Origin of the sequence: Aeromicrobium sp. MLTX1, from assembly GCF_046452335.1 — a bacterium.
Classification (GTDB): Bacteria; Actinomycetota; Actinomycetes; order Propionibacteriales; family Nocardioidaceae; genus Aeromicrobium.
Map to the genome: position 1 here is coordinate 637742 of NZ_JBKFDN010000001.1, position 11885 is coordinate 649626.

Sequence of the window (11885 nt, forward strand, 5' to 3'; positions counted from 1 at the left end):
CATGCGGTCGGCACCCCGACCGCATCGACCTTTCGTGTGACGAGGGGGTGCGTCAGGGGCGGGCGCCGCGCTGCTGGACGCAGCGGCTGGCGGCGCCGATGCCGCCGGTGAGCGCGGCGCGCGGGTCCTTCTGCTCCAGCCACGACGCGAGGAAGCCCGCGGTGAACGCATCGCCCGCGCCGGTGGTGTCGACGACCTGGATGCGCGGGGCCGCCACCTGCTCGCGGTCGCCGCCGGCGACGTAGGCCGCGCCCATCGAGCCGAGCGTGACGACGACCTGCGGGTACATCCGCGTCAGCGCGTCGAAGTCGACGAACGGGCCGGTCGCGCCGACGAGGAGGCGTGCCTCGTCGAGGTTGGGCACGAGGAGGTCGACGCCGCGGGTCCACTCGGCGAACGCCTCGGGGGTGACCTCGCGCAGGAACGCGGTGGTGCTCGGGTCGACGCTGACGCCCGCCCCGCGCCGCTTCGCCTCGGCGATGAGGTCGATCGCGACGTCGCGCGTCTGCGGGTCGAAGAACGTGTAGCCCGTGAGGTGCAGCCAGTCGACGCCGTCCCAGAGGTCGTCGGGGAGGTCGGCCTGCGTGAGCGTGCCGTTGGCGGCGCGGTCGACGTACATCGTGCGATCGGCGTCGTCGTCGAGGGTCAGCACGATCGTGGCCGTGGGCAGCAGCGGGTCGGCGACCAGCCGCGGCTCGACCTGGTGCTCGCGCAGGGCGGCCCCGTGGCGCTCGACGCCATCGTTGCCGACCTTGCCGAGGAAACGGGTCTCGGCACCGAGGAAGCCCAGCCACGCGGCCGTGTTCGCGGCGGACCCACCCGGGGTCATGCGGATCTGCGCGCGGGTGTCGCTGCGCGGGGCCACGGGCTCGAGGGGCAGGACGCCGATGTCGTCGACGACGTCGCCCACGACGAGGATCACGGGTACTCCGCCGCGGCCGTGGCGATGCGTGCGGCGACCTCGATGTTGTTGCGGGCGATGTCGAGGTTGACGGCGAGGCTGTCGCCGCCGGTGAGCTCGACGATGCGCTGGAGCAGGAACGGCGTGACCTCCTTGCCCGAGAGGCCCTTCGCCTCGGCCTCGGCGAGCGCGCGCTCGAGCGCCTCGTCGTGGACCTGCGGGTCGAGCTGCTTCTCCTCCGGCAGCGGGTTCGCCACGACGATGCCCGACCTCAGTCCGAGCTGGTCGCGGCTGTGCATGACCGAGGCGACGGCGAACGCGTCCTCGGCCCGCCAGTCGAGCTGGTGACCCGAGGAGGTGAGCCAGAAGCTGGGGAAGTCCTTCGTGCGGAAGCCCAGCACGATGACGCCGAGGGTCTCGAGCCGCTCCAGCGTGGCCGGGATGTCGAGGATCGACTTCACGCCGGCCGAGACGACCGTGATCGGCACCTGGCCGAGGACGGTGAGGTCGGCGGACTCGTCGAACGTCTCGGACGCGCCGCGGTGCACGCCGCCGAGACCACCCGTGGCGAACACCCGGATGCCCGCGCGATCGGCGATCCACGACGTGGCCGCCACCGTGGTGGCGCCGCTGCCGCCCATGCCGAGGACGACGGGCAGGTCGCGGACCGTGAGCTTCGGGACGTCCTCGTTCGCGATGCGCGACAGCTCGTCGGCCGTGAGGCCCGCCTTGAGCTCGCCGCCGAGGACCGCCACGGTGGCGGGCGTGACGCCCTGCGACCGGAGGATCTCCTCGAACTCCTGCGCGGCCGCGAGGTTGTCGGGCCGGGGCAGGCCGTGGCTGATGATCGTGGACTCGAGGGCGACGACGGGACGCCCCTGCTCCAGTGCTGTGGCGACTTCGGGGGACGGCTGGACTCTCACCCCGCGACCCTATCCGTCGGCGCCGACGGGCAGGACGGCACGCAGGACGCGCAGCGTGTTGCCGCCCATGATCGCGGCGACGTCCTCGTCCGAGTGCCCGCGGTCGCGCAGCTCCTGGGTGACGACGGCGATGTCGCTGGTGTCCCAGGCGACCTTCGTGGCTCCGTCGTAGTCGCTGCCGAGCGCCGCGGTCTCGATGCCGCCGACCTCGATGACGTGCTCGATCGCGTCGACGACGGCGGCGGGCGTCAGCGCGCAGACGGCCGCGTCCCAGTAGCCGACGCCGACGACCCCGCCCGTCGCGGCGACGCCACGGATCTCGTCGTCGGTGAGGTTGCGGTTCACGTCGCAGGTCGCCTGGACGCCGCCGTGGCTGGCCACCACGGGCTTCGTGGCGAGCTCGAGCATCTCGGCGATCGCCGGGTGACTGGCGTGGGCGATGTCGACGACCATCCCCCGGCGCTCCATCTCGGCGAACGCCTCGCGGCCGAGGTCGGTCAGCCCGCCCTTGTCCTCCCCGTGCATCGACCCGGAGACCTCGTTGTCGAAGAAGTGGGTGAAGCCGGCCATGCGCGCGCCGGCGCCGAACAGCCGGCCGAGGTTGTCGAGGTCGCCCTCCAGGCTCTGCAGGCCCTCGAGCGAGAACAGCGCTCCGGTCACGTTCTTGCCAGCCTCGCGGTCGGCCACGAGGCGGTCGAGGTCGTCGCGCGACCGGATGAAGCGCAGCTCGCCCTCGGAGTCGGCGACCGCGTCCTGCAGCTTCTCCGCGTGGTACAGCGACCGCTCCAGCAACGAGGTCCACGTGCGGGGCGGCTGCAGCTGCAGGATCGCCAGCAGCGTGATGTTGTCCGTGTTCGCCGGGTTCGAGTCGTAGTTCTGGTTCTTGGGCGTCTTCGACACCGACGAGAACACCTGGAGGCCGACGTTGCCGTCCTGCAGCCGTGGCAGGTCCATGTGGCCCCGGTCCGACCGGTCGAGCAGGTCCCGGTTCCACATCAGCGTGTCCGAGTGCAGGTCGGCGATGAACAGGGAGTCGTGGAGCGCGATCGTCTCCCGGTCGGGCTCGGCCAGGTCGGTGTCGGCCATCCGGTTCATGCTGTTCTCGACGATGCCCGGACCGAGCGTGAAGAACCCGATCACGCCGAGGAGCAGGAGCACGAGAACGGCGAGCAGGGTGCGCCGCAGCCAGGTCCGAGTCTTCTTCGCCACGCGCGCACGCTACCGACTGGTGTGACGTGGGTCATGCTCGGGGTCCGCGCCGGACGCGCCGAGGACTCCGGCCGTCGCCGGAGCCCTCGACCGCACGCTCAGGAGAGGTGGTGCACCTCCTGCAGCCCGCGGACGGGCGTCGGGATGCCGACGTGGCGCGCCTTGAGCTGCAGTGCGAGGTAGAGCGAGTAGTGCCGCGACTGGTGCAAGTTGCCGCCGTGGAACCAAAGGTGCGGCTGCTGCGTCGGCTTCCACATGTTCCGCTGCTCGCCCTCCCAGGGCCCCGGATCCTTGGTCGTGTCCGACCCGAGTCCCCAGACCTTGCCCACCCGGTCGGCGACCTCCTGGCTGATCAGGTCGGCGGCCCAGCCGTTCATCGAGCCGTACCCCGTCGCGTAGACCACGAGGTCGGCCGGCAGCTCCGTGCCGTCCGCCAGCACCACGGAGTCCTCGGTGAGGTGGGAGACCTGGCCCTTCGCCAGCTTGACCTCGCCGTCCGCGACGAGCTCGGCCGCCCCGACGTCGATGTAGTAGCCGGATCCCCGTCGCAGGTACTTCATGAACAGGCCCGAGCCGTCGTCGCCCCAGTCGAGGTCGAAGCCGGCTGCCTCCATGCGCGCATAGAAGTCGGCGTCGCGCTCCTTCATCTGCTCGTACAACGGGATCTGGAACTCGTGCATGATCCGGTAGGGCAGCGACGCGAAGACGAGGTCGGCCTTCTCCGTGGTCATGCCGGCCGCGAGCGCCCGGTCGGAGTAGAGGTCGCCCAGGCCGATGTCCATCAGCGACCCGGACTTCACGATGTGGGTCGAGGACCGCTGGACCATCGTGACGTCGGCATCGTGCTCCCACAGGGCCCCGCAGATGTCGAAGGCCGAGTTGTTCGAGCCGATCACCACGACCCTCTTGCCGCGATAGGCGTCGGGGCCGGGGTGCTGGCTCGAGTGCTGCTGCTCGCCGCGGAACACGTCCTGACCGGGAAGCACGGGAACGTTCGGCTTCCCGGACATGCCGGTCGCCAGCACGAGGTGCGTGGGGGTCAGCGTCAGCGCCTCGCCCTCGCGCTCGACCTCGACGGTCCACCGTCCGGTCTCCTCGGAGAACGACGCCGCCGTCGCGACGGTCGAGGACCAGTACGGCACCTCCATGACCTTGGTGTAGGACTCCAGCCAGTCGCCGACCTTGTCCTTCGGCGCGAACACGGGCCAGTTGTCGGGGAACTTCAGGTACGGCAGGTGGTCGTACCAGACCGGGTCGTGGAGGCACAGGGACTTGTAGCGGCTGCGCCACTGGTCGCCCGGCCGGGGGTACTTGTCGATGACGAGGCTCGGGACCCCGAGCTGGCGGAGCCGAGCACCGAGCGCGATGCCGCCCTGGCCGCCGCCGACCACGAGGACGTAGGGCTGCTCGGTGCGTCCGAGGGACGCGTCCTCCGCCACCCGGCGCTCGGTCCACGTGGTCCGGTCCTTCCTCGCGCCGTGCTCGGCGCCCATCGGCCGGCGGGAGCCGCGCGGCTCCTCGTGTCCCTTCAGCTCGTAGAGCGTCGTGAGGAACGTCCAGGCCTTCCAGTGGCCCTCCTCCTCACGCAGGCGAGCGAGACCACGGCCACGGCCGACCGCCGTCTCGAACACGAACCAGGCGGTGATGACGCCGCCCTCCTCGGTGGCCTGCTCCTCGAGGACGAACCGGCTCGGATCGGTGCGCTCGAGCGTGTCCGACAGCAGGCCCTCGACACCGGACCGGTCCTCGACCGTCGTGATGTTCCAGCTGAACGCGACCAGGTCGCGCCAGAAGCTCTGCGTGGCGAACTGCGCCGCGGCGCGACGGACGTCGCGCTCGCGCAGGGCGGCCTCGAAGTCCGCCAGCCACTCCTCGGCCGCGGCGGTGGGATCGGGGTTCGCCGCCGTGTCGACGGGTGGTTCCAGAATCTGGGTCATGATCGCTCCTCGAGTCGCTGAGGCCGGTGGGGGGACGGACCTCAGGACACCGCCGGGACCGGTCGGCCGGGTAGCGTTGCACGACGTTGCACGTGACGGGCGTCACACTGGCTGCCTATGCTGGCGACGACCCAGGAGGTGGCGAGGTGAACAGCTTCAGTGCCGTCGCGCCGGGCACGGACCTGCCGCGCCACGCCCGGGACCTGCGCCGGATGCACGACCTGCTGCTCTCCGGCGGGCGCGCTCCTGCTCTGCCACGGCCGGTGGTCGCGCGGTCGTGGCAGCGGATGCTGGCACTCGGCCTCAATCCCACGGGCGCGGGCGCTCGGGACCCGCTCGGTCGCGACGAGGTCGAGCGGCGCCGCCGGGCCACGCCGCTGCGCTGGGTGATTGACGACCTCCGGCTCGCCCTCACGAGCGTCGCCGACGCGTCCCGCTTCCTGCTCGTGGTGACCGACGCCGACGGGATCATCCTGTGGCGCGAGGGTGCGAGCACCGTCCGCCTGCAGGCCGACCGCCTCGGCTTCGGCGAGGGCGCCCTGTGGACTGAGGGCCAAGTCGGGACGAACGCGATCGGCACCGCCATCGCGGAGCAGGCGCCGGTCCAGCTGTTCTCCGCCGAGCACTTCGAGGAGCAGCAGCACCCCTGGTACTGCACCGCCGCGCCGCTGCACGACCCGCGCACGGGCGAGCTGCTCGGCGTGGTCGACGTCAGCGGACCGGCGTTGACCCTGCATCCGGCCATCACGGCCCTCGTCGAGACCGCCGTGCGACTGGCCGTGGTGCGGCTGTCGCAGGTGCACACCGATCAGCTGGAGCGGCTCCGTCGCTCGGTGGAGCACGTGGTCGCGTCCTCGAACGGACCGCTCCTCGTGGTCGACCCCGACGGCTGGGTCGCGGTGCGCTCCGGCATCGCGGTGCGCGACCGGATCGCGGCTCCGCGCCCGGACACGTCGCTGGCCGTCCCGGGGATGGGCCTGTGCCTGCCCGAGCCCATCGACGGCGGCTGGCTCGTGCGTCCTGCGACCGCCGACCGGCGCGTGCGGGGACGCCTCGACCTCACCGGCGGCGAGCCCGTCCTCGAGGTGACGTCCGCCGACTCGACCCTGCGCCGGCCCCTGAGCGCCCGCCATGCCGAGCTCCTGGTCCGGCTCGCGGACGCCGGACCCGCCGGGACGTCCGCCGCCGCCCTCAGCCGCGCACTGTTCGGCGACGGCGGCCACGAGGTGACCGTGCGCGCCGAGATCTCGCGGCTGCGACGGCAGGTCGGAGCGCTGCTGACGACCTCGCCCTACCGCATCGCGGACGAGGTCGACCTCGTCGTCGTGCGGTGAGGGTGACCGGTCAGAGGCCCAGAACCGACCGGACCGTGGTGATGACGCCGTTCTCGTGGTTCGGCGGCGCCGTGTAGTTCGCGACGTCGAGGATGTCGGGGTGGGCGTTGCTCATCGCGAACGACCAGTCGGCGGACTGGAGCATCTCGTAGTCGTTGAGGTAGTCGCCGAACGCCATCGTCTGCGTGGCGTCGATGCCCATCTCGGCCTGCAGCTCGCGGACGGCGAGACCCTTGTTGACGCCCTCGGCCATGACGTCGACCCAGTGGGCACCCGAGATCGCCACGGGGTTCTGCTCGGCGTGCTCCTTGAGGAACGGCGCGGTGACCTCCTCGAGGTCGCCGAAGTCGTGCACGGCGAGCTTGATGATCGTGTCGTCGACGGCGGTCAGGTCCTCGGTGACCTTGAGCCGGCGGTAGTACGGCTCGACCTGGTCGAGGAACGGCTGGTCGGTGCGGTCGATCCACGCGGACTCGATGCCGCACACGACGATGCCGATGTCGACGCCCCGGTCGACCAGGCCCTGCGTCTTGCGGACGGCGCCGGACACCCACGCGGGGTCCAGCGGGTGGGCGGCGACCTCGACGCCGGCGTGGGTCACGTAGGCGCCGTTCTCGGCGATGATGACGAGCCCGTCGGCGACCTCGTGGAACATCGACTCGATGGTCGCCCACTGGCGGCCACTGGCGGGCGCGAAGGCGATGCCGGCGGCCTGCAGGTCACGGATGAGGGCGAACGTCTCGGCGGGCATCTGCTTGCGTTCGTCCAGCAGGGTGCCGTCGAGGTCGGCCACGACGAGGCGGATGTCGGGCGCGGTCATGCCCTCAGTCGATCACACTCCGGTGGAAGTTCGCGTGGGACCGTGATGCCGTGGGACCGCGCTGGCCCTGATAACGGGAGCCGTACTTCGCCGAGCCGTACGGGTTCTCCGCGGCCGAGGTGAGGCGGAAGAAGCACAGCTGGCCGATCTTCATGCCCGGGTAGAGCTTGATCGGCAGCGTGGCCACGTTCGCCAGCTCGAGCGTGATGTGGCCCTGGAAGCCCGGATCGATGAAGCCGGCGGTGGAGTGCGTCATGAGGCCGAGGCGGCCGAGCGACGACTTGCCCTCCAGGCGCGCGGCGACGTCGTCGGGCAGCGTCACGTACTCGTACGTGGAGCCCAGCACGAACTCGCCCGGGTGCAGGATGAACGCGTCCTCACCGGCGACCTCGACCTCGCGCGTCAGGTCCGACTGGTCCTGCGCGGGGTCGATGTGGGGGTACTTGTGGTTGTCGAAGACGCGGAAGAACTTGTCGAGGCGCACGTCGATGCTCGACGGCTGGATCATCGAGGCGTCATAGGGGTCGAGTGCGACCCGCCCGGCGTCGATCTCGGCGAGGATGTCGCGGTCCGAAAGCAGCACAAGGAGAACCTAACGCACGCGCGCCCTCTTCCTCCGGGCCGCAGCCGTTCTCACTCCCGCGCGCGTGGCCTCCTCGTGTGCCAAGGTGCAGGCAAGGCAACTGTGAGGAGCATCACGTGTACAAGACCATTCTCGTCGGCGTCGACGGCAGCGACACGGCATCCCGCGCGGCCGAGGTCGCGGCGGAGCTCGCCTCGGCCACCGGCGCCGCCCTCCACATCGTCACGGCGGTCGACGAGAAGGCCGCCGCGGCCACCGACCTCCCGCCCGGCATGCACCCGCTGAGCCCCGGCGAGCGCGCCGAGGCGATCGCGCGCCAGGTCGCCGAAGGCCTCTCCTACCAAGGCACGGTGGAGTCCAGCCCGGCTCCGGGCAAGCCCGCCGACGCCCTCGTGCACGTGGCCAAGGAGATCGGCGCCGACCTCATCGTCGTGGGCAACCGGCGCGTGCAGGGCATCAGCCGGCTCTTGGGAAGCGTCGCCACCGACGTCGCCCACCACGCGCCCTGCGACGTCTACATCGTCAAGACGGTCTGAGGTCCGCGGGACGCAGGGGCGCGTCCGGACGGTTCACCTCGCGCACCGTGTGGATGAACCAGCCCAGATGCGCCAGCGTCGCTCCGAGCAGGATGACGGCGAGGCCGATCTCGCGGTCCTCGGGTCGCGAGATCGCTGCTGCCGCGAATCCGCACCCGAGGAGACCGTAGACCGACCCCGGAACCAGGTGCATCACTCCCGAGACTCCCTGGCCGGCCTTCGAGGTGCGGGGCGACGGCAGGAAGAGCGTCACGACGGAAGCCAGCAGCACGATCACGCCCACCAAGGACATGCCGACGGACGTGAGCACGAGGAAGTCGATCTCGTTCCCGCTCGGGGTTCGGCGATCGTGGTCGAGCGCCGCCCACCCCACTGCGGCGGTGGCGAGCACGTAGACCAGGGCCGATCCGATCGCGTCCCACTTGTACCGGTTCATCGGCGTCGCCGTCCCGCGGCGCTGGTCGTCCTGCGCCCTGTCAAGTGGAGCCGGTGACGGGAATCGAACCCGCGTATCTTGCTTGGGAAGCAAGCGCTCTGCCATTGAGCTACACCGGCGGTGTGCCCCGATCGTAACGACTCAACGCACGATGATGCATTCGGGTACCGGAGCGGGGCGGAATGCCTCATCGTTCGTCAGAACTGGCGCAGGAAGTCGCGGACGTGGCCGACGAGCTCGGCGGGGCGCTCCTCGGGGATCCAGTGGCCCGTGCCCGAGATCTCGGTGACGGTCACGTTCGGCGGGCCCTCGGCGCGGCGCACGAGCGCGGGCGCGAGCACGAGGTCGCCGGTGCCCGGGAGGAACAGCAGGGGCACGTCGTCGACCCGGCGGGCGTAGCCGCGGCCCAGCTGCGGGATCTCCTTCAGCAGGAACGACCGGTACATCGACTGACCGGCCCGGGCGCGGGCCGGATCACGGAAGCGCGCGAGGTACTCCTCGCGCACCGACCGCTCCCAGCGGAAGCGCCGCGACGCGCCCGCGCGGAAGATCGTCTTGAGCAGCGCCTGACCGGCGTGCCGGTGGAGGAACGCACCGCCGGGGCCGCCCGCGATCGGCTGGTAGGCGAAGCGCCACATCTCGTACCAGGGCACGTCCTCCCACGGCGCCACGATCGCCGCCGCAACCACACCGCGCACGAGGCCCGGGTGACGACTGGCAACGAGGAGCGAGGTCCACGCGCCCCAGTCGTGCCCCACCAGCACCGGACGGTCCAGCCCCAGCACTTCGATCGCGCGGGCGACCTCGTCGGCGATGACGCGCTTGTCGTAGGCCTCGGTGCCCTCGGGGACGTCGCTCCAGCCCGCGCCGCGCAGGTCGAGGGCGACCACGTGGTGCGTCTCGGCCAGCGCCGGCATCACGTGGCGCCAGCAGAACCAGTGCTGCGGCCAGCCGTGCAGCAGCACGAGCGTGGGACGGTCGGCCGAGCGGCGCGACTCCCCCGCCTCGGCCACGTGCAGGCTCACGCCGTCGACGTCGATCCACCGGTGCTCGACTCCGGGCACCACCGGCAGGGTCCGTTCGGTCATGGGCTGATCGTAGGGTGATCCGCATGACACTCGTCGAGCTCACGCGCGAAGACTCCGTCCGCACGATCACCCTGAACGCCCCCGAGCGCCTCAACGCGCTCGACTGGCCGCTGCTGGAGGAGCTGCGCGCCGCCGTCGAGTCGGTCGCGGCCGACGACGAGGCCCGTGCACTGGTCGTCACCGGCGCCGGCAAGGCCTTCTGCTCGGGCGCGAACCTCGAGAGCCTCTTCGGCGACACGAGCCGCCCGGCCGACGTGCTGCGCGAGCACCTGATGAACGTCTACGCCTCGTTCCTGGGCATCCGGAGCCTCACGATCCCCACCGTCGCGGCCGTCCAGGGCGCCGCCGTGGGCGCCGGCCTCAACATCGCGCTCGCCTGCGACGTCATCGTCGCCGGGCCCGAGGGCGGCTTCGGCCCCACCTTCAGCAAGATCGGCCTGCACCCCGGTGGCGGCTGCACGTGGATGCTCACCCAGCGCATCGGCTCGGCCAACACCGCGGCCGCACTCTTCAACGGCGACATCATCAAGGCCGACGCCGCGCTGCGCCTGGGCATCGCCCAGGAGATCGCCGAGGACCCGAAGGCCCGCGCGGCCGAGCTGGCCGCCTCGTGGGCGAAGCGCAACCCCAAGCTGATGGCCGACATCAAGAAGTCGGTGGGCGTCGCGGCGCGGTCCGACCTGCACGAGTCGCTGAACTTCGAGTCGTGGGCCCAGGCCGAGTCGCTCGCGAGCGAGGAGTTCGCCGCGTTCGCGGCCAAGTTCGCCTCCCGCTGACCCGCGCGACGGCCGTCACCGGCCCGTGAGAAGGTCAGGTTCCATGTGGACCCTGCACGGTGACGGCCAGAACGTGAAGCCCGACGCGATCGTCATGCCCGAGGAGCGGCTCTCGTGGCCGCGCACGCTGGGCTTCGGCGCGCAGCACGTCGTCGCGATGTTCGGCGCGACGTTCCTCGTCCCGATCCTCACGGGCATGCCGCCCACGACGACGCTGTTCTTCTCGGGGTTCGGCACCCTGCTGTTCCTGGCGATCACCCGCGGCCGGCTGCCCAGCTACCTCGGCTCGTCGTTCGCCTTCATCGCCCCGGTCCAGGCGCTCGTCGCCGACGGCGACATGGGTGCCGCCCTGTTCGGCATCATGTGCACCGGCGTCCTGCTGGCGATCATCGGCTTCGTCGTCCAGGCCACCGGCTCCACGTGGCTCGACGCCCTCATGCCCCCGGTCGTCACCGGTGCGATCGTCGCGCTGATCGGCTTCGCCCTCGCGGGCGCGGCGACGACCAACTACGCGACCGCCCCGTGGCTGGCCACCCTCACCCTCGCCGCGATCTGCCTGTCGGCCGTCGTGCTGCGGGGGTTCGCCGCGCGCCTGTCGATCCTGTTCGGCATGGTCGTCGGCTACGCGGCCGCGGCGATCAGCGGTCAGCTCGACTTCGGCGCCGTCGAGAAGGCCGCCTGGTTCGGGCTCCCCGACTTCCACACCCCCACCGCCGACTGGTCGGTGCTGCCGATGTTCCTGCCGATCGTGCTGGCGCTCGTCGCCGAGAACGTCGGCCACGTGCGCAGCGTCGCCCACCTCACCGACCGCCCCGCCATCAACGACGAGTCGGGCCGCGCGCTGATCGCCGACGGCCTCGCCACCACGCTCGCGGGCGGCTTCGGTGGCTCGGCCACCACCACCTACGGCGAGAACATCGGCGTCATGACCGCCACCCGCGTCTTCTCCACCGCGGCCTACGTCGTCGCGGGCGTCGTCGCGATGCTGCTGAGCCTGTCGCCGAAGTTCGGCGCCCTGCTCATGACGATCCCCGGCGGCGTCATCGGCGGCGTGACCGTCGCGCTCTACGGCCTCATCGGCCTGATCGGCGTGCGCATCTGGATGGACAACCGGGTGGACTTCGCCAACCCCGTGAACATGTACACGGCCGCCGCCGCCCTGATCATCGGCATCGGCAACCTCACGCTCACCAGCGGCGACGTCTCAGTCGCGGGCATCACGCTGGGCTCGGTCGCCGCGATCGTGATCTACCACGTCATGCGGGTGCTCCAGCGCGATCCCGAGGCCGAGCTGTCGAAGGAGACGTTCGACCCGGGCGCCTGACCCTGTAGACATGGGCGG

General features: G+C 71.2%; 12 protein-coding genes and 1 tRNA gene. 4 read left to right on the plus strand and 9 right to left on the minus strand.

What is annotated here, in order from left to right; translation table 11 throughout:
• Nucleotides 1-52: 52 nt before the first annotated feature.
• The 4 genes from ACK99Q_RS02955 to ACK99Q_RS02970 form a co-directional block, all read right to left on the minus strand.
• A complete protein-coding gene (locus ACK99Q_RS02955) occupies nucleotides 53-922 on the minus strand; it encodes a carbohydrate kinase family protein (protein ID WP_410184748.1) in 870 nt (289 codons plus the stop codon).
• Nucleotides 919-1824, minus strand: a complete 906-nt coding sequence (locus ACK99Q_RS02960) for a pseudouridine-5'-phosphate glycosidase (protein WP_410184749.1) — start codon at nucleotides 1822-1824, stop codon at nucleotides 919-921. Before ACK99Q_RS02960 ends, ACK99Q_RS02955 begins: the two co-directional genes overlap by 4 nt.
• A 9-nt stretch (nucleotides 1825-1833) precedes the next feature.
• Complete coding sequence (locus tag ACK99Q_RS02965) at nucleotides 1834-3033, minus strand: dipeptidase (RefSeq protein ID WP_410184750.1); 1200 nt, start codon at nucleotides 3031-3033, stop codon at nucleotides 1834-1836.
• Nucleotides 3034-3131: 98 nt separating this feature from the next.
• The gene (locus ACK99Q_RS02970; protein ID WP_410184751.1) at nucleotides 3132-4970 is read right to left on the minus strand and encodes a flavin-containing monooxygenase; all 1839 of its coding nucleotides are present in this window, start codon (nucleotides 4968-4970) and stop codon (nucleotides 3132-3134) included.
• Between the two features lie 146 nt (nucleotides 4971-5116).
• Between ACK99Q_RS02970 and ACK99Q_RS02975 the strand changes: the two genes are divergently transcribed.
• Entirely contained in the window at nucleotides 5117-6304 is a 1188-nt protein-coding gene (locus ACK99Q_RS02975; protein ID WP_410184752.1) for a GAF domain-containing protein, read from the plus strand.
• Between the two features lie 10 nt (nucleotides 6305-6314).
• On the opposite strand, the gene ACK99Q_RS02980 is transcribed toward ACK99Q_RS02975, so the two are convergent.
• Nucleotides 6315-7124, minus strand: a complete 810-nt coding sequence (locus ACK99Q_RS02980) for an HAD family hydrolase (protein ID WP_410184753.1) — start codon at nucleotides 7122-7124, stop codon at nucleotides 6315-6317.
• Nucleotides 7125-7128: 4 nt separating this feature from the next.
• Nucleotides 7129-7707: a dCTP deaminase gene (gene dcd, locus ACK99Q_RS02985; protein ID WP_269304961.1), complete on the minus strand. Its 579-nt coding sequence runs from the start codon at nucleotides 7705-7707 to the stop codon at nucleotides 7129-7131.
• 116 nt (nucleotides 7708-7823) lie between these two features.
• On the opposite strand from dcd, the gene ACK99Q_RS02990 reads away from it, so the two are divergent.
• Nucleotides 7824-8243 carry a universal stress protein gene (locus tag ACK99Q_RS02990; protein ID WP_410184754.1) on the plus strand — a complete coding sequence of 140 codons (420 nt, stop codon included), beginning with the start codon at nucleotides 7824-7826 and terminating at the stop codon, nucleotides 8241-8243.
• Here the strand turns inward: ACK99Q_RS02990 and ACK99Q_RS02995 are convergent.
• The 3 genes from ACK99Q_RS02995 to ACK99Q_RS03005 form a co-directional block, all read right to left on the minus strand.
• Nucleotides 8230-8679, minus strand: a complete 450-nt coding sequence (locus ACK99Q_RS02995) for a hypothetical protein (RefSeq protein ID WP_410184755.1) — start codon at nucleotides 8677-8679, stop codon at nucleotides 8230-8232. The genes ACK99Q_RS02990 and ACK99Q_RS02995 overlap by 14 nt on opposite strands.
• 45 nt (nucleotides 8680-8724) lie before the next feature.
• Nucleotides 8725-8798 (minus strand) — tRNA-Gly (locus ACK99Q_RS03000).
• Nucleotides 8799-8876: 78 nt separating this feature from the next.
• A complete protein-coding gene (locus ACK99Q_RS03005; protein WP_410184756.1) occupies nucleotides 8877-9767 on the minus strand; it encodes an alpha/beta fold hydrolase in 891 nt (296 codons plus the stop codon).
• A gap of 23 nt (nucleotides 9768-9790) precedes the next feature.
• Between ACK99Q_RS03005 and ACK99Q_RS03010 the strand changes: the two genes are divergently transcribed.
• Both ACK99Q_RS03010 and ACK99Q_RS03015 read left to right on the plus strand, forming a co-directional pair.
• Nucleotides 9791-10543: an enoyl-CoA hydratase gene (locus ACK99Q_RS03010; protein ID WP_410184757.1), complete on the plus strand. Its 753-nt coding sequence runs from the start codon at nucleotides 9791-9793 to the stop codon at nucleotides 10541-10543.
• Between the two features lie 43 nt (nucleotides 10544-10586).
• Nucleotides 10587-11867 (plus strand): uracil-xanthine permease family protein, encoded by a 1281-nt coding sequence (locus ACK99Q_RS03015; RefSeq protein WP_410184758.1) that lies wholly within the window; start codon nucleotides 10587-10589, stop codon nucleotides 11865-11867.
• The last annotated feature ends 18 nt before the right edge of the window (nucleotides 11868-11885 follow it).